Source organism: Staphylococcus sp. IVB6181 (genome assembly GCF_025561445.1).
Taxonomy (GTDB): domain Bacteria; phylum Bacillota; class Bacilli; order Staphylococcales; family Staphylococcaceae; genus Staphylococcus; species Staphylococcus simulans_B.
Genome location: NZ_CP095096.1, coordinates 1252299 through 1274968, shown reverse-complemented (window position 1 = coordinate 1274968; position 22670 = coordinate 1252299). Strand labels below are relative to the sequence as shown.

At 36.7% G+C, this 22670-nt stretch carries 22 protein-coding genes and 1 riboswitch; of the genes, 6 read left to right on the top strand and 16 right to left on the bottom strand.

What is annotated here, in order from left to right; genetic code table 11:
• Positions 1 to 19: 19 nt before the first annotated feature.
• Positions 20 to 715, bottom strand: a complete 696-nt coding sequence (locus tag MUA90_RS06260; protein WP_262588713.1) for a pseudouridine synthase — start codon at positions 713 to 715, stop codon at positions 20 to 22.
• A complete protein-coding gene (locus tag MUA90_RS06255) occupies positions 715 to 2349 on the bottom strand; it encodes a putative polysaccharide biosynthesis protein (RefSeq protein WP_262588712.1) in 1635 nt (544 codons plus the stop codon). The genes MUA90_RS06260 and MUA90_RS06255 overlap by 1 nt, the downstream gene beginning before the upstream one ends.
• Before the next feature lie 263 nt (positions 2350 to 2612).
• Here MUA90_RS06255 and MUA90_RS06250 point away from each other — a divergent pair, with 263 nt between their 5' ends.
• Positions 2613 to 3878, top strand: a complete 1266-nt coding sequence (locus MUA90_RS06250; RefSeq protein ID WP_262588711.1) for a BaiN/RdsA family NAD(P)/FAD-dependent oxidoreductase — start codon at positions 2613 to 2615, stop codon at positions 3876 to 3878.
• A gap of 77 nt (positions 3879 to 3955) precedes the next feature.
• On the opposite strand, the gene MUA90_RS06245 is transcribed toward MUA90_RS06250, so the two are convergent.
• From MUA90_RS06245 to MUA90_RS06230, 4 genes are all read right to left on the bottom strand, one after another.
• Entirely contained in the window at positions 3956 to 4273 is a 318-nt protein-coding gene (locus tag MUA90_RS06245) for a rhodanese-like domain-containing protein (RefSeq protein ID WP_114603126.1), read from the bottom strand.
• 20 nt (positions 4274 to 4293) lie between these two features.
• On the bottom strand, positions 4294 to 6708 hold the full coding sequence (gene leuS / locus MUA90_RS06240; RefSeq protein ID WP_262588710.1) for a leucine--tRNA ligase: 2415 nt from the start codon (positions 6706 to 6708) through the stop codon (positions 4294 to 4296).
• 289 nt (positions 6709 to 6997) lie between these two features.
• Positions 6998 to 7714: a sugar transferase gene (locus MUA90_RS06235; RefSeq protein WP_262588709.1), complete on the bottom strand. Its 717-nt coding sequence runs from the start codon at positions 7712 to 7714 to the stop codon at positions 6998 to 7000.
• Positions 7715 to 7859: 145 nt separating this feature from the next.
• Complete coding sequence (locus MUA90_RS06230; RefSeq protein WP_262588708.1) at positions 7860 to 9038, bottom strand: MDR family MFS transporter; 1179 nt, start codon at positions 9036 to 9038, stop codon at positions 7860 to 7862.
• A gap of 271 nt (positions 9039 to 9309) precedes the next feature.
• Here MUA90_RS06230 and MUA90_RS06225 point away from each other — a divergent pair, with 271 nt between their 5' ends.
• Together MUA90_RS06225 and MUA90_RS06220 are read left to right on the top strand one after the other, a co-directional pair.
• Entirely contained in the window at positions 9310 to 10272 is a 963-nt protein-coding gene (locus MUA90_RS06225) for a tRNA modification radical SAM protein MnmL/YtqA (RefSeq protein WP_262588707.1), read from the top strand.
• Entirely contained in the window at positions 10269 to 10826 is a 558-nt protein-coding gene (locus MUA90_RS06220; protein WP_262588706.1) for a tRNA 5-(aminomethyl)-2-thiouridylate-methyltransferase MnmM, read from the top strand. Before MUA90_RS06225 ends, MUA90_RS06220 begins: the two co-directional genes overlap by 4 nt.
• Positions 10827 to 10917: 91 nt before the next feature.
• On the opposite strand, the gene MUA90_RS06215 is transcribed toward MUA90_RS06220, so the two are convergent.
• Positions 10918 to 11874 (bottom strand): L-lactate dehydrogenase, encoded by a 957-nt coding sequence (locus MUA90_RS06215; protein WP_262588705.1) that lies wholly within the window; start codon positions 11872 to 11874, stop codon positions 10918 to 10920.
• A gap of 181 nt (positions 11875 to 12055) precedes the next feature.
• Positions 12056 to 12886, bottom strand: coding sequence for an alpha/beta fold hydrolase (locus MUA90_RS06210; RefSeq protein ID WP_262588704.1), 831 nt, complete (start codon positions 12884 to 12886; stop codon positions 12056 to 12058).
• 265 nt (positions 12887 to 13151) lie between these two features.
• Here MUA90_RS06210 and MUA90_RS06205 point away from each other — a divergent pair, with 265 nt between their 5' ends.
• The gene (locus MUA90_RS06205; RefSeq protein WP_262588703.1) at positions 13152 to 14144 is read left to right on the top strand and encodes a proline dehydrogenase family protein; all 993 of its coding nucleotides are present in this window, start codon (positions 13152 to 13154) and stop codon (positions 14142 to 14144) included.
• An 86-nt stretch (positions 14145 to 14230) separates the two neighbouring features.
• On the opposite strand, the gene ribE is transcribed toward MUA90_RS06205, so the two are convergent.
• The 7 genes from ribE to MUA90_RS06170 all read right to left on the bottom strand — a co-directional run bounded on the left by ribE (position 14231) and on the right by MUA90_RS06170 (position 20986).
• Complete coding sequence (ribE, locus tag MUA90_RS06200) at positions 14231 to 14695, bottom strand: 6,7-dimethyl-8-ribityllumazine synthase (RefSeq protein WP_262588702.1); 465 nt, start codon at positions 14693 to 14695, stop codon at positions 14231 to 14233.
• 39 nt (positions 14696 to 14734) lie between these two features.
• The gene (gene ribB / locus MUA90_RS06195; RefSeq protein ID WP_114603112.1) at positions 14735 to 15916 is read right to left on the bottom strand and encodes a 3,4-dihydroxy-2-butanone-4-phosphate synthase; all 1182 of its coding nucleotides are present in this window, start codon (positions 15914 to 15916) and stop codon (positions 14735 to 14737) included.
• A 14-nt stretch (positions 15917 to 15930) separates the two neighbouring features.
• Positions 15931 to 16563 carry a riboflavin synthase gene (locus MUA90_RS06190; protein ID WP_262588701.1) on the bottom strand — a complete coding sequence of 211 codons (633 nt, stop codon included), beginning with the start codon at positions 16561 to 16563 and terminating at the stop codon, positions 15931 to 15933.
• A 4-nt stretch (positions 16564 to 16567) separates the two neighbouring features.
• Positions 16568 to 17617 carry a bifunctional diaminohydroxyphosphoribosylaminopyrimidine deaminase/5-amino-6-(5-phosphoribosylamino)uracil reductase RibD gene (ribD, locus tag MUA90_RS06185; RefSeq protein ID WP_262588700.1) on the bottom strand — a complete coding sequence of 350 codons (1050 nt, stop codon included), beginning with the start codon at positions 17615 to 17617 and terminating at the stop codon, positions 16568 to 16570.
• A 169-nt stretch (positions 17618 to 17786) separates the two neighbouring features.
• Positions 17787 to 17922, bottom strand: a riboswitch (FMN riboswitch).
• Positions 17923 to 18019: 97 nt separating this feature from the next.
• Positions 18020 to 19501, bottom strand: a complete 1482-nt coding sequence (locus MUA90_RS06180) for an FAD/NAD(P)-binding protein (RefSeq protein WP_262588699.1) — start codon at positions 19499 to 19501, stop codon at positions 18020 to 18022.
• 131 nt (positions 19502 to 19632) lie between these two features.
• Positions 19633 to 20478, bottom strand: a complete 846-nt coding sequence (locus tag MUA90_RS06175; protein ID WP_114603109.1) for a peptidoglycan release complex glucosaminidase SagB — start codon at positions 20476 to 20478, stop codon at positions 19633 to 19635.
• Between the two features lie 286 nt (positions 20479 to 20764).
• Positions 20765 to 20986 carry a hypothetical protein gene (locus MUA90_RS06170; RefSeq protein ID WP_262588698.1) on the bottom strand — a complete coding sequence of 74 codons (222 nt, stop codon included), beginning with the start codon at positions 20984 to 20986 and terminating at the stop codon, positions 20765 to 20767.
• Positions 20987 to 21189: 203 nt separating this feature from the next.
• Between MUA90_RS06170 and MUA90_RS06165 the strand changes: the two genes are divergently transcribed.
• Both MUA90_RS06165 and MUA90_RS06160 read left to right on the top strand, forming a co-directional pair.
• Positions 21190 to 21690, top strand: coding sequence for a sigma-70 family RNA polymerase sigma factor (locus MUA90_RS06165; RefSeq protein WP_262588697.1), 501 nt, complete (start codon positions 21190 to 21192; stop codon positions 21688 to 21690).
• Positions 21687 to 22130 carry a hypothetical protein gene (locus tag MUA90_RS06160; protein WP_262588696.1) on the top strand — a complete coding sequence of 148 codons (444 nt, stop codon included), beginning with the start codon at positions 21687 to 21689 and terminating at the stop codon, positions 22128 to 22130. Before MUA90_RS06165 ends, MUA90_RS06160 begins: the two co-directional genes overlap by 4 nt.
• Here MUA90_RS06160 and MUA90_RS06155 read toward each other — a convergent pair.
• Positions 22114 to 22566, bottom strand: coding sequence for a hypothetical protein (locus MUA90_RS06155; RefSeq protein WP_262588695.1), 453 nt, complete (start codon positions 22564 to 22566; stop codon positions 22114 to 22116). The two genes, MUA90_RS06160 and MUA90_RS06155, sit on opposite strands and share 17 nt — an antisense overlap.
• Positions 22567 to 22670 lie beyond the last annotated feature (104 nt).

The window sequence follows — 22670 nt, the reverse complement described above, 5'->3', positions numbered from 1 at the left end:
CCTTGTCCTTTTTAAAATTTTAGCTTTTAACTAATTCCAATTCTGTTTCGGTTAATTCGCGATACTCGCCTTTTAACAGATTATCATCTAGTTTTAAATTTCCGATTTTAACTCGCTTTAACTTAGTTACCTCATTATCAATCGCATGAAACATCCTTTTTACTTGATGGTAGCGACCTTCATGAATTGTTACAAATACAATTTGAGGATCTTCTGTTATTTCGAGTTTTGCCGGTTTGACTTTACCATCCGATAATTCTATACCTTCTTTGAATCTTTGTACATCATCTTGCGTCACTGGTTGTGCTGCTTGGACTTGATATACTTTTGAAACATGCTTATTCGGACTCATTACATCGTGGTTGAATTGCCCATCGTTTGTAATCAACAACAACCCTTCTGTATCTTTATCTAATCTTCCAACAGGAAAAAGGTCTAAATATTGATATTGTTCAATCAAGCTAATGACTGTATTATGTTCTGCATCCTCAACCGCAGAAACATAGCCGGCAGGTTTGTTCAGCATTAAATAGATTTTATCAATATAAGCAATGACTTCACCGTTTACGCTGATTTCATCCGCTTCTGGATCGATTTGACGCTTGCTTTGTTTTTCTTTCTTTCCATTGACCATCACTGCATTTTTCTTTAACAGTTGTTTGACCTCGCTGCGTGTACCTGCACCCATATTTGATAAGAATTTATCTAATCTCATTATGAGATTCTCAACTTTCTGCGTAATTTGCTTGGCAATTCACCAAGGAATTGATCCGCAAGTCTTGTTTTCAGCGTGATACCACCATAAACTGCCATACCAATCACAACTCCTACGATTAAAATAATTAAACTGCCGAATTTTGTTTGCGGCGATACAACCATTTGCATCAACCAATAACCGATTTCGACACAAATCATCATGATGAAGCCGTAGATAAAGATTTTCGCAAATTGAATCCAAGTTTCTGTAAATGTGAACTTCGCATATTTCTTCAAGATATAGAAGTTGCAGATGTTCGCGAATAATAAAGCGATACCCGTACTTAGTACTGCACCTGCTGTATGGAACATAACAATAAGCGGGAAGTTTAATACAATTTTCACTACAACTGCCGCTAAAATAACGAATACTGTCAGTTTCTGTTTATCTATACCTTGCAGCATAGATGCAGTAATACTTAATAAAGATATCAGCATTGCCACGGGTGCATAGAAGAATAACAAACGGCTGCCGTCAAAGTTATTACTGTAGAACACAGTATATAACGGAGAGGCTAACGCCATAATCCCTAAACTTGCAGGAACTGTAATAAACATTAAGACACCAAGCGATGTTCTGATTTGTCTGTGCATTTCGCTCAGTTCGCCTGATTCATATGTCTTTGTAATATAAGGAATCAAACTGATCGCAAAGCCTGCTGCTAATGAAGTGGGGATCATCACAATTTTGTTTGTTGTCATATTTAATATTGTAAAGAAATAGTCGTGTAATTGCTGAGGTACGCCTGCAATGCCTAAAGCATTGTTATGTGTCAGCTGATCCACAATGTTGAAGAGCGGGAAGTTTAAGCTGACAATAACAAAAGGAATACTATACGAAATAATTTCTTTATACATTTTTGAATACGGAACATCCAAACCGGTTGTGTCAGACGCAACCATTTCATCTATATATGGTTTACGCTTGCGCCAATAATACCATAGTGTAAAGATACCTACAATTGCACCGATTGCTGCCGCAAATGTAGCTACACCATTGGCCATTAAGACTGTACCGTTCATCACGTGCAAGACAACATAGCTGCCGCCTAAAATAAAGATAATTCTAGCTACTTGTTCAGTTACCTCTGAAACAGCTGTAGGACCCATAGATTTGAAACCTTGGAATACCCCTCGCCAAGTCGCTAATAGCGGAATAAAGATAACAACTGTACTGATAATACGGATAATCCATGTAATATCATCAACAGTCCATCCGCCTTTTACGTTTGATTTATGTGCCAATGTGACATTAGCGATAAACGGAGATAAAGTATATAAGATAATAAACCCGATAATACCGCTGATCGACATGACAATAAAACTTGATTTATAAAGCTTTTGACTTACATGATATGCACCGATTGCATTATACTTTGCTACATACTTAGAAGCAGCCAGCGGAACACCAGCGGTTGCTACAGCAATCGCAATGTTGTAAGGTGCATATGCATAGTTGAATGGGGCCAAATTCTCCTCACCGCCGATAATTGCATAAAACGGTATAATGAACAGCACACCCAGTATTTTGGTAATCAAAATACTTACTGTTAAGAGAAAGGTCCCTCTCACTAATTCTTGACTTTCATTCATAACACTCTTCCTATCTGAAAATTAATTTAATCTTATCCCACTACCAACATTCATTAGCAGTTACTTTTTTTCATTAGTATTATAGCTTAAAATTGTGTTAACAGGAAAGATATTATAAAGAATTTAACAACAGAGTAGACTATGCCATATAATCTTACGAAAGTAAACGGAATACTAGTCTAAGCATTCACAATAACCTAAATACTTATTTCAAATCAAATCAAAGGAGGTAATCACGCTAAATTTAATGCGTGATAATCGATATGTACCAAACAATCATTATAGGCGGCGGTCCCAGCGGTTTAATGTCAGCTGCAGCCGCAAGCCAAGACAAACAAAAGGTTTTGCTGATAGAAAAGAAGAAAGGACTCGGCAGAAAACTGAAAATTTCAGGCGGAGGCAGATGCAATGTCACCAACCGATTGCCCTACGATGAAATTATCCGTCATATTCCAGGCAACGGAAAATTTCTTTACAGCCCCTTTTCAGTTTTCGACAATGAGTCTATTATAGAATTCTTTGAATCAAGAGGCGTAAAACTTAAAGAAGAAGATCACGGCCGAATGTTTCCGGTTTCTAACCGTGCACAAGATGTCGTGGATACCTTGATTCAAGAACTCGCTCAAAATCATGTTGAAGTTAAAGAAGAAACAGCAGTCAAACACATCCAAAAGAACGATGATGGAAGCTTTAGCGTTACAGATCAAGATAACCGCGACTATTTAGCCAAATCAGTGGTTATCGCTACAGGCGGCACAAGTGTACCGCACACAGGTTCAACAGGTGACGGCTATACATTTGCGGAAAGTTTAGGCCATACCATTACAGAACTCTTTCCGACAGAAGTTCCGATTACTTCTAAAGAACCTTTTATAATCAGAAAGACACTCAAAGGCCTCAGCTTAAAAGATGTCGCTTTATCTGTATTAAGAAAAAATAAAAAACCGCGTATCACCCATCAAATGGATATGATTTTCACACACTTCGGCGTCAGCGGACCTGCTGCTTTACGCTGCAGCCAATTTGTATACAAAGAACAAAAGTCTCAAAAGAGACAAGACATCAAAATGCAGCTTGATGTCTTCCCTGAAAAAAAAGAAAATGAAGTGCAAGCACGCATTAAGAAATTAATTAAAGATGCTCCGGATAAATATATCAAGAACAGCTTGCGCGGCATTATTGAAGAACGCTATCTGAATTTTATTTTAGAACAAGCCGGCGTAGCTGAAGACACAACCGGACATCATATCTCTAATCAGCAAATCTTGGAAATCGCACATCTGTTCAAAACATTTACGTTTACTGTAAATGGTACCTTGCCGATAGAAAAAGCATTTGTCACAGGCGGCGGTGTCTCTATTAAAGAAATCGAACCGCATACGATGATGTCTAAAATTACACCTGGCCTTTTCCTTTGCGGTGAAGTACTCGATATACACGGTTATACTGGCGGCTATAATATTACCAGCGCTTTAGTAACCGGACGTGTTTCGGGTCTTAACGCAGGCATCTACAACAGCACAATGTAATGCATCACACAATGAAAATAGCCGAAACAGCACACTGATAAAGTGCCCTGTTTCGGCTATTACTATGTTAAAACTTATTAAATACTATCGACTTCTAAACCTTCGTCGCCCCATGCTTTCATGCCGCCTTCTACATTTACAGCATGAATGTTAGGGTTTTGTTCCTTAAGATAGTTGACTACATTTGCACTGCGTACACCGCCTGCGCAAATAATATAGTACGTATCATTTTCATTAAAGTCTTTGACATGGTCAGGAATTTGATTCATCGGAATTGTTGTTGCTCCAGGAATAATACCTGTAGCTGTTTCCTCATCTTCTCTGACGTCAACAATATGAACAGGTGAATGTTCTAGCATTTTCTTTTTAAGTTCATCTGTTGTAATTGATTCCATCACTTAATCACCTTCCTTAATTATTTAGCTACAATGTTCACTAATTTATGCGGAACAGCGATGACTTTCTTGATGTCTTTTTCCCCTATATCTAATTTAACATTTTCATTTTTTAAAGCAATGTCTTCCATTTCTTCTTTTGACGCATCTTTTGGAATGAAGACTTTCGCTCTGACTTTACCGTTGACTTGGACAACAATTTCAACTTCATCATCAACAAGTAATGATTCATCGAAATCTGGCCATGGTTGGTAACTGATTGTTTCATCATGTCCAAGTTTAGACCATAATTCTTCACCTAAATGCGGCGCAATCGGTGACAACATTTTCACAAATCCTTCAACATAAGGTTTGTAAAGCTGATCAGCTTTGTAGCCTTCGTTAATGAATACCATCAATTGACTGATAGCAGTGTTGAAGTTTAATGTGTCATAGTCTTCTGTTACTTTTTTCACAGTTTGGTTATATACTTTTTGTAATGATTTATCATCATTATCTACAATTTTAGAAGATAGTGTGCCATCTTCATTTACGAACAATCTCCAGACACGGTCTAAGAAACGACGAGAACCGTCTAAACCTTTTTCGCTCCATGCGATTGCCGCATCTAAAGGTCCCATGAACATTTCGTATAAGCGTAATGTGTCTGCACCGTGTGAACGTACGATATCGTCTGGGTTGACTACGTTGCCGCGAGATTTACTCATTTTTTCATTACCCTCACCTAAAATCATACCTTGGTTGAATAATTTTTGGAATGGCTCTTTCGTCGGTACAACGCCTAAATCGTAAAGTACTTTATGCCAGAATCTTGAGTAAAGCAAGTGAAGTACCGCATGTTCTACCCCGCCGATATATAAATCAACCGGCAACCAGTGTTTTAATTTTTCAGGGTCTGCTAACATTTCATCATTTTTCGGATCAATATATCTTAAATAATACCAGCAGCTGCCTGCCCATTGTGGCATAGTATTTGTTTCGCGGCGGCCTTTCATACCTGTTTTAGGATCAACCACATTCACAAACTCATCAATATTAGCAAGTGGTGATTCGCCTGTACCTGAAGGTTCGATTGAATCAGTTTCAGGTAATAACAATGGTAATTCTTCTGTCGGAACCGTTGTCATTGTACCGTCTTCCCAATGAATAATCGGAATAGGTTCGCCCCAATAACGTTGACGGCTGAATAACCAGTCGCGTAATTTAAAATTGACTTTTTTCTCGCCGGCACCTCTTTCTTCAAGCAATTGGATAGCTTTAGGAATCGCTTCTGCATTGTTTAAGCCATCTAATGCACCTGAATTGATATGCGGGCCGTCGCCTGTATAGGCTTCTTTCACAATATCTCCGCCTTCGATGACTTCTTTAATCGGCAAGTCGAATTTTTGTGCGAATTCATAGTCGCGTTCATCATGTGCCGGTACAGCCATTACAGCCCCTGTACCATAAGTAGACAATACATAATCCGCAATCCATATCGGAAGTTTTTCGCCAGATAATGGATTAATCGCATATGCGCCTGTAAATACACCAGTTTTGTCTTTTGCTAAGTCTGTACGTTCCAAATCAGACTTCATAGATGCTTCTTTTTTATAATTTTCAACTTCTGCTTTATGATCTTCTGTTGTAATTTGATCTACTAATTCATGTTCTGGACTTAGTACCGCAAAAGTTGCGCCGTAAATTGTATCCGGTCTTGTAGTGAATACGTCGATTTTGCCATCATTATTTTCGATATCAAATGTAACTTTCGCACCTTCAGAACGGCCGATCCAGTTACGTTGCATATCTTTGATAGATTCAGGCCAATCTAAGTCATCTAAGTCTTCAAGCAAACGGTCTGCATATTCAGTAATACGCAATACCCATTGTCTCATCGGACGGCGATAAACAGGATATCCTCCGCGTTCAGAAACACCGTCTACAACTTCTTCGTTAGATAATACCGCTTTAAGTTCAGGACACCAGTTCACCGCAACTTCATCCACATAAGCTAAGCCTTTGTTGTAAAGTTGAATGAAAATCCATTGTGTCCATTTATAATAATCAGGATCTGTTGTACTGATTTCTCTGTCCCAGTCATAACTGAAACCGAGCTCTTGAATTTGACGCTTGAATGTTTTGATATTTTCTTTAGTAAATTCACGCGGGTCATTACCAGTGTTCAATGCATATTGTTCAGCAGGCAAACCGAAAGCGTCCCATCCCATAGGATGAAGAACATTATATCCTTGCATACGTTTGTAGCGTGAAATAATATCTGTTGCTGTGTAACCTTCAGGATGTCCTACGTGCAACCCTGCACCTGATGGATACGGGAACATATCTAATGCATAAAATTTCTTTTGACCTAAATTATCGCTAGTTTTAAACGTTTTGTGTTCAGCCCAATAATTCTGCCATTTCTTTTCAATTTCTTGATGATTAAAACTCACTTTGCTTTCCTCCTAATAAAAAAATACAACTCAAACTATTATGATTGCTTTATGAAGGACGACTGACGCCGCGGTACCACCTTCATTCGTATTTCTACGCACCTCATACATAATAGCTCGAGCTGTACTTATTCTTAATATTATTCGTTGGTAAGTTCACTTAAATTCCTAAACTGGTTCGCACCGACCACCAGCTCTCTTGATAAGCAATTTAAATTACTACTCCATATACATCTATAACTATATTTTATTCTAACCTTTAATGCAAGCCCTAAATACTTTGCCAGTGCTATCTAGAACCAGAACCTGTGAATAACACACCGATTGTTTTGAATGCGATAAATAACTCCAAAGGAATAGATGCATGGAGGATATAACTCATATCGTATTTCAGCTTTTCATTCGGTTTTAAATCATAACCGCCGCAAACTTGTGCCCAGCCGCTTAAACCTGGCAAAACTAAACAGCGTTGTTCGAATCCTTGATACTGTGAACTGAATAATTCCACAAATTCAGCCCGTTCAGGTCTAGGACCGATAAAACTCATTTCGCCTTTTAACACGTTAAATAATTGCGGCAATTCATCAATTCTTGTTTTTCTGATAAAGTGGCCGACACGTGTGATTCTCGGGTCGTCTTTCTCCGCCCACTGCATGCCGTTTGATTCCGCATTTTTCTTCATGGATCTTAATTTATATATTTTAAACAGTTTTCCCATTTTACCCACACGCATCTGCGAATAAATCGGACTGCCGAAACTATCCAAACAAATGATAATCGAAAATAAAATCATAATCGGCAAAGTGATGAGTATCAATGTGAAACTCAATACAATGTCTACGATTCTTTTTAATGCAAAGTATGGTTTTTCAACCGGATGTTGCAAGTTCAATTTCTTTTGAAATTGATACTCATATACACCTAAATCCAGTGTGATTTCGCCTTTATTGATCTTTAAAGGCGTATGCAGCACGTCGCTGTTAAATTCTTCAGTTGTTTTTGTCATGTTGTGTACCTCTAAGTTGTAATTAATATTTCCTAAAAGTAGCTTAACACTTCAACTCGTTTAATACAATACTATTAATAAACAATTATATGTTATGAAATACTTTAGAAGTGCAAAAAAACAAGACATGGTATCCATATCTTGTTTAAATATCAAATTCACTTGGCGTTAAATGTTTATCATAAATATATAAAAAGAACATTGAAATGATTAATAAGCCCATCATTGACAAGAACATCACTTGCATGTTGAAACTATCTACTAAAATTCCGCCGATTAGTGGACCGAATGCTTTACCGACCGTTGACGCTGAATTGACAATACCTTGATATGCACCTTGTTTTCCTTCAGGTGCCAACTGGTTCGCAATTGTAGGTACAGCCGGCCATACAAACATCTCACCTAATGTCAGGATAATCATACCGATTACAAAGACAGAGAATTGATGCGCAAAGCTTGTAACGAAGAACGATAAAATAAAAATACAAATACCGACAAACATTTGTTTCTTTAAATTGCCTCTTAATAAGCGTATAACAGGATAAATCAAAGGTTGTGCAACTAAAATCATGATACCGTTGATAGTCCATAATACACTATATTGCGATAATGAAATGTTCATTTGCTGCGTAAATGATGCAATCGTACTCTCCCATTGAATATAAGCAATCCAACATATCGCAAACATTACACATAACAGTAATAATGCAACAAAGCGTTTGCGATATTTCTTTTGCGCCCATTGATTCGTCTCTGGGATTCTGACTTTCCCGCGATATTGTACATTAAATTGTGTCACAGCTACAATAAAGAACACGACATACATTAATAAGTTTGCGATAAAGATATAATTGAAACTTAGTTCTGCTACATAGCCGGCCATGGCTGCGCCGAAGGCCACACCTAAATTTTGTGCTAAGTAAATCGCATTAAAGGTTTGACGTCCGCCATTCGGCCACACTGCTCCGGCCATCGCATAAATCGCAGGTACGATTACACCCCCGCCGAAACCTAACATTACAAGCCACACCGCATATAACGGCCAGCCGTGATAAAAGTTTAATAAAGTTGTAGCGCATAAACAAATAACTGCGCCGCTGATAATTGTTGTAAAGCCGCCTAACTTATCAAATAATAAACCGCCAAGCAAGTTGCCGATGACCATCCCTAATGAATTAATCATCAAAACTAACCCGGCAGTTGTTAAGCTTTTACCTAATTCCTGACTCATATAAATTGTATTTAAAGGCCATAAAAAACTGGCACCCATAATGTTGATTGCCATTCCTACAACAAGCCACCAAATTGATTTGGGCATGTTCATACTTATACACCTGCTTTCTCTTTTCTTTTTTCAGATTCAAGTTTTTAACCTCTGCTTTTTTGCCAATTAAAAATTTTCGCCTACGCATCAAAATGAGCGAAGCGAAAACACATTTTACGTCTATTTATTAAGTACTTAGATTTTGCAACCAGACAATCTTACTATAATTTCTATATTAAGAAAAGACCTAATTCAGATTTTCTTCTCAACAAGTTACCTTAAATTATGGTAAAATCTTACAATGGATTAATTTAAGAAAGGAAAATGTCATATGGGTCGATATTTTACGTATGCATTTGAAGATAAACGCTATCATACATGGAATTACCATTTAAAAAATAAATTCGGACATAAAATTTTTAAAGTCGCATTGGATGGAGGTTTCGATTGCCCTAACAGAGACGGTACTGTTGCACATGGCGGCTGTACATTCTGTTCTGCTGCGGGCAGCGGTGATTTCGCGGGCAATCGTGCAGATCCTATCGAAGTGCAATTCAAAGAAATCAAAGAACGTATGCATGAGAAATGGTATGAAGGCAAGTATATTGCATACTTCCAAGCCTTTACTAATACTCATGCACCAGTAGAAGTCTTAAAGGAAAAATTCGAACCGGTGTTAAAAGAACCAGGTGTTGTCGGTTTATCTATCGGAACTAGACCTGACTGTCTGCCGGACGATGTCGTTGAATATTTAGCAGATTTAAACGAACGCACTTACTTATGGGTAGAACTTGGATTACAGACAGTACATCAAGAAACTTCAGATTTAATCAACCGCGCGCATGACATGCAGACGTATTACGATGGTGTGGCTAAATTAAGAAAGCACAACATTAATGTATGTTCGCACATTATCAACGGACTGCCGGGCGAAGATTACGACATGATGATGGAAACTGCTAAAACAGTCGCACAAATGGATGTACAAGGAATTAAAATTCATTTGCTACACTTGCTTAAAGGAACACCTATGGTCAAACAATATGAAAAAGGCATGCTGAACTTTATGTCGCAAGAAGAATATGTCAGCTTAGTATGCGACCAATTAGAAATACTGCCGCCTGAAATGATTATCCACCGAATTACCGGCGACGGCCCTATCGATTTGATGGTCGGGCCTATGTGGAGTGTTAATAAGTGGGAAGTATTGAATGCAATTGATGCTGAATTAGCACGAAGAAATTCAGCACAAGGACAGCACTACCAACCTGCAAAGGAAGCGCATCAATCATGATAGTAGAACGTATTTTACCGTTTGCAAAGTCTTTGATTCAGTCTCATATCAACAGTAAGAGTACAGTCATTGACGCAACATGCGGCAACGGACATGACACGTTGTTTTTAGCACAGCATGTTCCGAATGGACATGTTTACGGGTTTGATATCCAAGTCGAAGCAATCGAATCAGCAAAACAAAAAGTCGCAGATTTCGATAATACAACATTGATTCATGATAGTCATGAAAACGTTGCACAATATATTAAAGCAGCTGACTTGCCTGTAGATGCGGCTATCTTTAATCTCGGCTATTTGCCAAAAGGCGATAAACATATCGTGACGACATCAGAAACTACGATTCAAGCAATTGAAGCGATATTCGAAATGCTTTCAACAGAAGGCATTATTGTCTTAGTCATCTATCCAGGACATCCGGAAGGACAAGTAGAAAGCGAGACAGTTTTTCAGTATCTTCAAAACTTCGATCAGCAAAAAGCACATATATTGCAGTACGGATTTATTAATCAGCAAAATAATCCACCCTATATTTGTGCAATTGAGAAGCGATAAACAAGTATTGAAGCAAAGAAATCTACAAAAAGATCAAAAAACAAGAGCCATTACCGTGTTAAAGCGGCAATGGCTCTTGTTTTATATATAATTAGTTGAATAATTTATCTACACTTTTAGTTGTTTCTTTTAATACACTTACAGAGTGATTGAACTCTTCAGTTTCTTTTTCATTTAAAGGTGTTTCATAAATTTTAACAGCGCCGGCACGGTTAACTAATGTTGGTACACCGATGTACACATCTTTTTGACCATATTCGCCTTCTAAATAACTAGATACAGTTAATACGATGTTTTGGTTGCGTAAAATTGCTTTAGAAATGTGTAATAAGCCCATAGCGATACCGTAGTAAGTAGCACCTTTAGCTTTGATGATGTCGTATGCAGCATCACGTGTGTTTAAGAAGATTTCTTCAATACGTTTTGCTCTTTCTGGATCGCTGTTTAAAATATCATATAAGTTTTGACCAGCAACGCTAGCTTGAGACCAAACTGCTAATTCAGAGTCGCCGTGTTCACCGATAATGCTTGCGTTTACGCTGTCTGGTGAAACTCCGAATTCTGCACCTAATTCATATTTGAAACGTGCAGTATCTAAGATTGTACCAGAACCGATAACACGTTCTTTTGGTAAGCCTGATACTTTTTTAGTGACATAAGTAAGTACGTCAACTGGGTTTGCAGCAATTAAGAAAATACCATCGAAACCGCTGTCCATGATTTGACCTACAATTGATTTGAAGATTTTAGTATTTTTTTCGACTAAATCTAAACGTGTTTCACCTGGTTTTTGAGGTGCGCCTGCAGTGATGACTACTAAGTCAGCATCTGAACAGTCAGCATAAGTACCTGCAGAAACTAGAGTTGGTGATTCACCGTATGGCATACCATGATTTAAATCTAAAACGTCACCTCTTACTTTTTCTTCAACTAAGTCGATGATGACTAATTGATCAGCAACACCTTGTGCTACCATGGCGAATGCATAACTAGAACCTACTGCACCATCGCCTACTAAAACTACTTTGTTAGCTTTTACATTACTCATATTACTTACCCTCTCCATTATGGAATATCTTCATGTGATATATTTCACATATTAAAGATACCAACTTCATTGCATAATTGCAATGTGTTGAACTCAAAAATCTTCATACAAGTGAACAAATTTTTACAATGTGAATCAAAAAAAGGTCAAGATACAATTTATATCTCAACCTCAAACGTTTTTAAATTTCAATTTGATCATCCATATCATTCGGAATAAACCCTAATGCATTAACTTTATTATTCAAGTAACTTAGGACATAACGCATTACTAATGGACGTTCCGGCTCATTATGAATCTCATGATATAAACCTTCCCAAGCTTTAAAATATAATTCTTCTGTTTTAACACGTTTCTTTATATCTATGATAGTTTCTGTATCTACGATTTGATCCTCTGTACCATACATCAGACACATTGGAATACTTTGAATATCTTCTAAGTGTTCCATAGTTTGTTTCATTATATTTACAACTTCTTTGTACCAATGGTATGAAACTTTTGTCAGCATCAATCCATCTTCTTTAGTTTCTTTAATCACTTCTTCATTTCTTGTTAAATGTTCGGGTTCAATCCCTAGATTGAAGCGCATATCTTTAACATTTGAACCGATATTAGATGTAAACATGTTTTTGCGTGTTTTAGCATTTTTTTGGAATGCTGTTAAAGGTGAAATTAAAATAATGCCTTCAATCGGCAGTTCTGTACGCTCCATTAAATTCAAGGTAATCAGTCCGCCCAGACCGACGCCCATCAAGAATGTCGGAAGCTTATATTCACTCGCGATTCTTAGCCACTCTAAGATATGTTCGTGATAAATTTCAAAGTTGTCGATTTGGCCTTTATTAGATCTTGATGTCTGACCTTGTCCAGGCAAATCTCCCATGATGACATGATAACCGTTACGTCTTAATGATGTAATGACATATGCATATCTGCCTGTATGTTCTAATAAATTATGAGCAATGACTATAACGCCTTTTGCTTCGCTTTCTGTTTCCCACTTCCACATATCAACGACTACCCTTCTAATAAAATTAGTTTATTTTATTGTATCAAAAGCTGACATCTAAAATCTATTTAGAACTCACGCCAAAATAAGAAAGAAGTATTTTTGAATAGATTTCAAGCACAATAACTACAGAAAACATAATTACATTGTCTCCTCATTATGTAATTATTTATTATAATGTGTATTATTATATATTGTTAACGTTTTCATACCTTAAAGAAACATGATACACTAACTGAAACAGAGTTGTATGGGAGGAATTTACATGTCACTAGTCAAAGATTTTTTTATAGGTTTGTCAAATAACACTTTTTTGAACAATGCAGCTAGAAAATACGGACCTGTACTTGGGGCTAACAAAGTTGTTGTCGGCAATTCTATTGATGAAGTCATTGAGACAATCAAGACACTAAACGATAAGGGGATTACAGTGACTGTCGATTGTCTTGGTGAATTTGTAGATTCAAAGGAGCAAAGTCTTAAAGAGAAAAACATTATTTTAACTGTGCTTCAAAATATTTACGACAACAATTTAAAAGCACATCTTTCAGTTAAAATCAGTCAATTGGGGGCTGAATTCGATTTAGGCTTAGCTGAAGAGAATTTAAGAGAAATTGCTGCGAAAGCAAAAGATTTAGGCAATATCCATATTAATATCGACACTGAAAAGTTTGCAGGGCTTTCCAATATTCTATATGTATTGGACAAATTATCTGAAGAATATGACAATATCGGAACTGTAGTTCAAGCATATTTATATTCTGCAGATAATATGATTGAAAACTATCCACATATCCGCTTGCGTTTAGTAAAAGGTGCTTATAAGGAAAATGCGTCGATTGCTTATCAAACGAAAGAAGATATTGATGAAAACTACATTCGTCTTATCGAAAAAAGACTGAAAAGTGCGAAGAATATAACATCTATTGCGACACATGATGATAAAATCATCGATCATGTAAAGCAGTTTGTGAAGGACAATCATATCGATCGAGATAAATTCGAGTTCCAAATGCTATACGGCTTCCGCTCTGACTTAGCCTATGAAATTGCAGATGAAGGTTACCACTTCTGTATCTATGTACCCTACGGCGAAGATTGGTTCGGTTACTTCATGCGCCGTTTAGCAGAAAGACCGCAAAACTTGAATTTAGCATTGAAAGAATTTGTAAAACCAAGAACACTTGCTGTAGGTGCAGGCATCTTATCTGTATGTATCGGTTTAAGTTTCTTATTCAAAGGTTTAAAGAAGAAATAATTAAGACACAATTATCATTAAAGAAAGCAAGGACGCGCGTCCTTGCTTTTCATTTGTTGCTGTATCCTATTCAATTATCTTTTATATCAGCCTTCAATTGATTTTAATAAGTTAGCCATTTCAATTGCTGCCATAGCCGCTTCAGCACCCTTATTACCTGCTTTAGTCCCAGCACGTTCAACAGCTTGTTCAATCGTTTCAGTTGTTAACACACCGAAAATGACTGGTAATCCGCTTGTATCGCTTACTTTAGATACACCTTTTGCTACTTCGTTGCAGACATAATCATAGTGAGAAGTTGCCCCTCTGATGACACATCCTAATGTAATTACTGCATCGTATTTTCCGGTTTGAGCTAATTTTTTCGCTGCCAATGGAATTTCAAATGCACCTGGCACATAAGCCACATCGATTTGGTTGCCATCTACTTCATGACGTACTAAAACATCTTTCGCACCTTCTAATAAGCGTCCTGTAATAAAGTCGTTGAATCTGCTCACAACGATACCGATTTTTAAATCCAGTCCTAATAATTTTCCTTCAAAGTTCATTATTAATTCCTCCAATTATTTAATGATTGATTCTTTTACTTAAATCATATGTCCCATTTTCATTTTCTTTGTATGCATATAATCATGGTTATGTTCACATTCAGGAACAATCAGTTCAATACGTTTTTCCACGTCAATTCCGTAATGTTTTAAACCTTTGAATTTCTCTGGGTTATTGCTGAGTAAATTGACTTTTTCTATGTCGAAATGTTTTAGAATTTCAGCCGCATGATAATAATCACGCAAGTCTTCATCAAAACCTAAAGCTAAATTGGCAGTGACTGTGTCGTAACCTTTTTCAATCAATTCATAAGCTTTTAATTTATTGATTAAACCGATTCCTCTGCCCTCTTGCGGTAAATAAATAATCATACCGCCATGCTCATTGATGTATTTCATTGCTGCTTCTAATTGCGCTCCGCAGTCGCATCTCTGACTGTGGAAAATATCGCCTGTTAAACAAGAGGAATGAATCCGTACATTTTCTACATTTTGAACATCGCCTTTTACAATAGCCACAATTTCATCATGTGAATAATCCGATTCAAAGCCATACATATCAAACGTACCAAAATCTGTCGGCATCTTAACTTTTGCTTTAGCATGCATATGCGTTTCGTGTACTTTGCGGTAATGGATCAAGGCTTCAATGGAAATCATTTTCAACTGATGTTTTTCTTTAAATGCTTGCAGCTGTTCACCTTTTGCCATTGTGCCGTCTTCATTCATAATTTCACATATCAACCCTGCAGGTTTCGAACCTGTCATTTCAGCTAAATCTACTGCTGCTTCTGTATGGCCTTGTCTAACCAACACCCCTCCCGTTCTTGCTATTAACGGGAATAAATGTCCTGGTCGATTGAAGTCGCTTGCAGTACTGTTCTCATCAATCAAAGCACGAGCTGTCATCATTCGTTCATCGGCACTGATGCCTGTTGTAGTATGAATATGGTCGATGCTTTCAGTAAACGCAGTACCGAACTCATCGCTATTTTCTTTAACCATCGGCTCTAAATTCAATGATTTAGCTAATGATAGTGAGATCGGCGCACAAATTAAACCGCGGCCTTCTTGTGCCATAAAATTCACGGTATTATCATTCATTAATTCAGTAATCGCAACTAAATCACCTTCATTTTCACGATCTTCATTATCGACAACAATGATACTTTCACCTTGTTTAAGTGCTTCAACAGCACTTTCTATAGAATCAAATTGCATTTATCAACACTCCTCTAAAAGCCGAATTGCATAAGTTTCTCTTTAGTCAATTCCGACTTGTCATTTGAAATTGCTTTTTGTACATATTTAAATAACATATCCGCTTCTAAATGAACTTTATCGCCCACACGTTTCTGACCTAAAACCGTCGATCGTTTAGTTTCAGGAATCAAATGGATATCAAATTGTCCATGGTCAAGTCTGAAAATCGTCAAACTTGTTCCATCAACAGTGATAGAACCTTGCTGAACCATTTGATCTGTAATCGATGCAGGACATTGTACAGTTACGATGTTAGAGTTGGCAGAAGGTCTGATTTTAATAATCGACCCTACTTCATCAACATGTCCTAATACAAAATGTCCGCCGAACCTGCCTTGACTGGGCATGGCACGCTCTAAATTCACACGATTGCCTTTTGTCAGCTGCGATAAATAAGTTTTGTCTTCGGTTCCTTTAATGACATTGACATCAAAGGAAGATGAATCAAAGGAAGTCACTGTTAAACATGCACCATTCACACTGATTGAATCACCGATATGCATATCTTCTATGATAGTTTGACATGCTATCGTCATTTTGATGACATTTTGTTCTGTAGTCATTCGATCAATCATACCGATTTCTTCTACAATACCGGTAAACATGAAATCACTTCTTTCTTAATACAACTTTGATATTTTGATCAATGATTTCAGAATGGTCAATTTCAAATTGAGGAACTTGTTCCAGCGGTAAAATGCTGTCAGTTTGATAAAACTGATAAGCGCCAGAACCTCCAATTACTTTCGGGGCGTAGTAAATAATCAGTGTTTGTACACACTGCGATTGGAGAAATTGGGAAGTCACTTTAGGACCGGCTTCAACATAGACTGAGCCGATACCTTTCTTATATAAATCTTTTAAAACAGTTTTAATTGAACAATCATCAAGTACAATCACCTGTAAGTGAGATTGAAGTTCATCTGTTTTTATTTGGTTATTTTCTGTGTATACATAGACGGGCGAAGTCGGATCATGAAATATGTTCTGGTTCCAATCCAAATTACCGCTGCGTGCTAATATCACGCGAACGGGCTGGCGTTCACCTTCTAACCTCACCGTTAAACTCGGATTATCCGCAGCAACAGTACCTGCACCGGTCAAAATTGCATCATGACGTGCACGCTGCAAAAACACTTCTTGTTTAACGCCAGGATTGGTAATCCATTTGCTTTGACCCTCATCCGTAGCTTGTTTACCATCCAAACTTACACTTACCTTTAATGTTACTTCTGGTATTTGTGCTTGTTTAGCTTTAAAAAAGTCTGTATACATTGCTTCTGCCTCAGGCTGATGCTGATAATCCACTTCAATACCTGCCGCTGCTAAAATATCATCTCCAGGAGAATCCAAAGTAATGTCTTTCATAGCATAGACAACTTTTTTAATCCCCGCTTCGATAATTTTATTAACACACGGCGGCGTGGATCCAAAATGTGTACAAGGTTCTAAAGATACATAGATGGTTGCACCTTTTGCTGCATATCCAGCCATATCTAATGCTTGTACTTCAGCATGTTTTTCTCCCTGCTTCAAATGTGCGCCGAGTCCGACAATTTTGCCGTCTTTGACAACCACAGAACCGACTGCAGGGTTAACACCTGTTTGGCCTTCAGCCATTTTTGCTAATTGTATAGCATATTGTAAAAAACGATTCAAACAATCACCTCATTAAAAAATCCGCTGTCTCAAATAAAGAGGCAGCGGATTAGAATATATCAACGTTGGATAATTAAGCAGACCAGTCCCTATAGTAAGAAAGCTGATTTCTGTATAGCGAACTAGACCCCACTTAAATACCAATTAAAATTAATATTTAATGACGTCTTGATTCTTTCTCCCATCCAGACTTTAACTGTCGGCTCTAGATTTCCACTAGATCAGCCATACTCATCAAATGAGTACAGGTCGCAGGCTTATAATTTACTGCCGGTTGGGAATTTCACCCTGCCCCGAAAGAATATTATGAAATTGTTTCTGAATCGATCGAGCATGTATTTCGTGCTCATAAGAATATCATAGCTTACTTTATTTTATATGACAATAATTTTAACTTATTTGTTATCTGTTTTCAGCATGATATTCATACAGGCTCTCAACAGCCTGTACAGATTGACGCACTATCATATTGACACCGTTACGTGCTTGATTGATACCATTAGTGATTTGACCGATCGCAATTAAATGCGGCAAAGTCCCGTATCTTGGACTAATTACTTGATTGGTCTCCGGCACAATTTGAATCCCGCCCATCGGGTGCGCTTGAACAATTTGTCTATTCGCAATATCTATTAAGAATGCATCATCTTCATCTAGATCTTTAAGTTGTGTGCGCGGTCCTGTCGCATTAATTACAACGTTGTATCGTTCTGTTTTGGTATCATCATTATATTTGAAGATAAACGTATCATTTTCTTGTGTCACTTCTGCTAAATCTTTTTTAATAATTAAATGACCGTTTTCAATCTCTTCAATCAATAAACGCGCAGTACGCGGCGGCATCGGATTAGAATTAGCTTTAAGTATCGGCATGTATTCTTTCATGAAAATCTTTTGATCTTCGATGCTCAAACTATTCCAAATCCAGTTCATATTTTCTTTGATAGTTTCTAACAAACTTTGGAAAACACTTAAGATTTCAGGATGCGCCAAATCATATTTTAAATCCTTGATCGGATCTCCGACACGTCGATGTACTAATTGTTCTAACGGAATATTCAATTCTTCGCACTCTTGTTTAAACAAATGGATAGCAGATTCTAACGGTACCACGCCGAAATGAGATTTGATAATATTGTTAAAGTTGTCTTTTGTTACATATTTCAATGTAATATCAGGCATTTCACCTCTGACACTCGGCAACTCTCCTTTTCTGCTTACAGCTGTTAAAGGCAAGTTGGGATGATGTTTAACAACATAACGAATAACATCTAAACTGGATAATCCAGTACCGATAACTGCGATATCATCTGTGCCATTCACTGTATTCAGCGTTTCATATGTCGGATACGGTGATTTGATAAATCCTTTTAATCCCTTGAGTTTGTATGGATCATGATACGACATTGTTCCGACAGTCAAGAAGACATAGTCATATTGTCTGCATGCTTCGTGCTGATGATTCGTACATACAAAATATTGAATCTGTGCATCCTTTTCAAACCCTTTTTCTAAAAACATTTCAGTCGCTTTTTCAGTAATGATATGTATATTGTCATACTGATTGCTGAAACGTTCCAAATAGCTTTTCATGTAATGGCCGAATACAAATCTCGGCAAATACGCAGCGTTATCGAATTTAAATTCATCTTGGTCTTCATACCATTTATAAAATTCTTCTTGGTCATTTAAATTCAACGACATGTCTTTACTCGGCAAGTTGATTAATAATTGGGAACTGTCGTTTTGAAAAGGCACACCTTGCCCCATATTTTTCGCATTATCATACACATCTATTTCTAGTTCTTTAAAATATGAATGCTGCTCTAATTGTCTTAAGATACTGACGCCTGCCGTACCCATTCCTATAATTGCAACGCGCATCGTTGATAACCTCCTCTTAACCAATACTTTTAGTTATACACTGTCTATTATGCTATAAACAAAAATAAAGCGAAACAATTAAATCTCAAACATTTAATCATTCCGCTTTAACTTTATTCAATATTAAACTATTATTGGTGTTTTTTATCGTCTTTATAAACAAATAATTTGAAGTATTTACCTTCAGTGTTGATTTTTTCATAGAAGTTCGCAATCAATGATGCGTTGCTTTCCGCCCATTTTATATCTGTCGCATATTGATGTTCACCTGGATTCTTAGGATTCCATCTCATGCTGTATAATGTATTTTGATCTGGGTTGGATAAGAAATGTTTGTGGATGAATTCTGCACCGCCGTCAATGGCTTTTTCTGGTGTATCCCATCCATGTTTCTTAGCGTATTCTGCACCTGTTTTGACAGGGTCTTTATCTAATGCGCCTACACCGTAGAAGTTATAATATTTCTTACCGTCTATCTCTACACCTTTTGATAATTCACTTTTAACAGCGCCTGTTTCCAAGACAGCATGCGAAATCAAGTAGACTTCGTTCACTTGGCGTTTTTTCGCTGCATGTATAAAATCTTCTGTATGAGATAACAAGGTAGGTCGGTCCGCAAGCATACGCTTAATTCTATTCTTATCAATACCTTGATACTTAGATAAATCTAAAAATTGATATTTTTGAATATCATCGTCTATGAAGTTTTTACTATCCATCGCTTTTTTAATTTCTGTACCAGTTGCATCATGCCATCTGTCATTCTTGTCAGAAACCTGCTGGCTTGTATAGTTATCGATTTGTTTTTTCGCTGCCTCTTCTAAAGTCACATCTAAATGTTCAACCTTCTCTACTTTCTTAACGTGTTTAAATAAGACTTGATCTGAAATCATAGAAAAGAAAATAAAGCCAGTAACAGCTAAAATAACAAGCAGCCCTATTATAGCGAAGATAGAGCCCTTCTTGTGCTTCGTCATAATTACACCTCTTAGGTCAAGTTAAATTAAAGTTGATGCGTATTGATTCTAAATCTTAACAATTTTTTAAGTGTATAACAATTCAAAGTTGTCCACTCCACATTTTATCATACCTTTTGAAATGTGACTGGAATGAAGTCAGAATGTAATATTGCTGTAGTCTTCATATAATATTTTTATAACGTCAGTAATAATTAAGTGCAATATAACATTACAAAATAAAAAAAGCCTATTTATTTACAGTGAAACTGTAATAAACAGGCAGAATTCTATAAAAGCACGTTTATTATTCCGGACGTTTATACTCCATCATAATAAAGCTGGCTGCTTCTGATCTATTCTTATAATAGTAACGATTCAAATCGATCGTTCCTTCTATTTTTCCATCGCGATACATCATTTCATTCGTCATATTATTAATCATTATAAAATCTGAACTATCTTTAATCATGTCCAATTCATCATGGCGTGCAAAAAAGTGTTCCAAATTTAAATGTGCGTAATCCATAGAATCCTCCCGTCTTATAGTGAATTATGCTTTATCGTTATGTTTCGGTTCATTTCTGCAATCAAATTCAGTTAAAAATTTATTTCTACCCTTCTATTTAACACTTATTTTGTACAATAAGCAAATGAAATAATTTATAAACTTCGTTAAACTTATTTCAACTGGAAATAACATGTTATGCCCATAGATTGAATAGGTACGAGATGAATATAGAGACATTAATCATCCGTAACCAAGGGATTATTTACACATTGTTGAAGAGATATAATATCAAGTATGATGTCGAAGAATATGCCCAATTACTTTCCATTAAAATGTGGTCATTATTGCGACAATTCGACATGTCTATTCATAATAGCATGAGCGGATATTTATTTCAAAGGCTTAATTTTTATTTAGTGGACCAGTTCCGAAAGAAAGGAAAATGCCTGGAGGATACGATTGGAGACTTTAGTCTTATTGAAAATCACAGCGCTATAAACTCTACTAAAAATCATCTATCGCAACTCATTGCATCAGAGTATTATGCATTGTTGAATGATTGCGAAAGAATGTGGCTGAACCTTAAGCTTTGCGGATATAAACAATTCGAAATTCAAACGCTGATGAAAAAATCTGCGACAAGCATCCGCAAATATCAAACACAGGCACGCACTAAATTAGCGCCTTTGAAAAAATTTCTAAAAGGAGCGTCGCATGCATGACAAATTACCGCAGACCCAAAATTTTATATTTCACATCTTATCCGCATCAAACGTTTCAAATTGAATGTGCATATAATTTGTTTCATGAACTGATGAAAGTTCCATTGAGTTCGTATATGAATGCATTACTCAGACACTACCATTACACTCCGAAATATTCATCTCATGAACTCAAAAGTATGCTGAACATACGTAAACATCTGCCATTGATCATTATTAATCAGCAAACCATTCTGTTCCCAATCCGCAATAAACGCTCTCCTATCCAGCATTTTATTAACGGACTGGAAATTTCTGGTGTGCAATGCCATTACTCTATGACACGATTGGTTTTCAAAAATGGCGAACAACTCATAGTAGATGCCCATTATGCATTGATTCACCGTAAATGGCTAGAATGTATCTTTTTATATCATCTGACTTTTAATGCTGCTGATTAAAACGACATTCAAGCAGCTTTTTGGTAAAGTACGCAGTGACTTCCTTCATTAAAATACTAGATACAATGATTGCTAATATTCCGCCTGTTAAAATCAATATAAGTTGCAGCATCGATAGATCGACTTGAGGATGTACAAAATATTGAACGACATTCAGGCTTGATAATAAGCCGAATAAAAACAAACCAAGTAATAATGCATTGATTAACAGCATTCCTGCAATAATTAAGAAGAAAGAGGCTGTTCCTTGGTTGCGTTCACGAAAAATGTGCGTACGCAAAAACTGATTAGAAAACTTAATCGGCTTCTTGTAAATTGCTTGAGGATCCTGATTTTGTTCTACTTCAGATAAAACTTGATTCAGCTGTGCTTTTTCTTTATTATTCAAGAACCAAAGCTGCTTTTTTACTTTTGTTTCAAAATGCTCTTTTTTCACTACACCTATACACCTGCCCGAATCTTATTTAAAAAAGAGGCAGAAATAACTTTTAATAAGGGAATCTGCCTTATGAAAAGTTTATTTCTGCCTTTATTTTATAC

Excerpts from the sequence above, each read along its gene's own strand:
- MUA90_RS06160 (WP_262588696.1), top strand. The coding sequence starts at position 21,687 with ATGACAAATTACCGCAGACCCAAAATTTTATATTTCACATCTTATCCG.
- MUA90_RS06165 (WP_262588697.1), top strand. The coding sequence starts at position 21,190 with ATGAATATAGAGACATTAATCATCCGTAACCAAGGGATTATTTACACA.
- MUA90_RS06220 (WP_262588706.1), top strand. The coding sequence starts at position 10,269 with ATGATAGTAGAACGTATTTTACCGTTTGCAAAGTCTTTGATTCAGTCT.
- MUA90_RS06225 (WP_262588707.1), top strand. The coding sequence starts at position 9,310 with ATGGGTCGATATTTTACGTATGCATTTGAAGATAAACGCTATCATACA.
- MUA90_RS06170 (WP_262588698.1), bottom strand. The coding sequence starts at position 20,986 with ATGGATTACGCACATTTAAATTTGGAACACTTTTTTGCACGCCATGAT.
- MUA90_RS06210 (WP_262588704.1), bottom strand. The coding sequence starts at position 12,886 with ATGTGGAAGTGGGAAACAGAAAGCGAAGCAAAAGGCGTTATAGTCATT.
- MUA90_RS06255 (WP_262588712.1), bottom strand. The coding sequence starts at position 2,349 with ATGAATGAAAGTCAAGAATTAGTGAGAGGGACCTTTCTCTTAACAGTA.
- MUA90_RS06230 (WP_262588708.1), bottom strand. The coding sequence starts at position 9,038 with ATGAACATGCCCAAATCAATTTGGTGGCTTGTTGTAGGAATGGCAATC.
- MUA90_RS06260 (WP_262588713.1), bottom strand. The coding sequence starts at position 715 with ATGAGATTAGATAAATTCTTATCAAATATGGGTGCAGGTACACGCAGC.
- ribB (WP_114603112.1), bottom strand. The coding sequence starts at position 15,916 with ATGCAATTTGATTCTATAGAAAGTGCTGTTGAAGCACTTAAACAAGGT.
- MUA90_RS06175 (WP_114603109.1), bottom strand. The coding sequence starts at position 20,478 with ATGACGAAGCACAAGAAGGGCTCTATCTTCGCTATAATAGGGCTGCTT.
- MUA90_RS06190 (WP_262588701.1), bottom strand. The coding sequence starts at position 16,563 with ATGTTTACCGGTATTGTAGAAGAAATCGGTATGATTGATCGAATGACT.
- MUA90_RS06215 (WP_262588705.1), bottom strand. The coding sequence starts at position 11,874 with ATGAGTAATGTAAAAGCTAACAAAGTAGTTTTAGTAGGCGATGGTGCA.
- MUA90_RS06180 (WP_262588699.1), bottom strand. The coding sequence starts at position 19,501 with ATGCGCGTTGCAATTATAGGAATGGGTACGGCAGGCGTCAGTATCTTA.
- MUA90_RS06250 (WP_262588711.1), top strand. The coding sequence starts at position 2,613 with ATGTACCAAACAATCATTATAGGCGGCGGTCCCAGCGGTTTAATGTCA.
- MUA90_RS06235 (WP_262588709.1), bottom strand. The coding sequence starts at position 7,714 with ATGACAAAAACAACTGAAGAATTTAACAGCGACGTGCTGCATACGCCT.
- MUA90_RS06245 (WP_114603126.1), bottom strand. The coding sequence starts at position 4,273 with ATGGAATCAATTACAACAGATGAACTTAAAAAGAAAATGCTAGAACAT.
- ribE (WP_262588702.1), bottom strand. The coding sequence starts at position 14,695 with ATGAACTTTGAAGGAAAATTATTAGGACTGGATTTAAAAATCGGTATC.
- MUA90_RS06205 (WP_262588703.1), top strand. The coding sequence starts at position 13,152 with ATGTCACTAGTCAAAGATTTTTTTATAGGTTTGTCAAATAACACTTTT.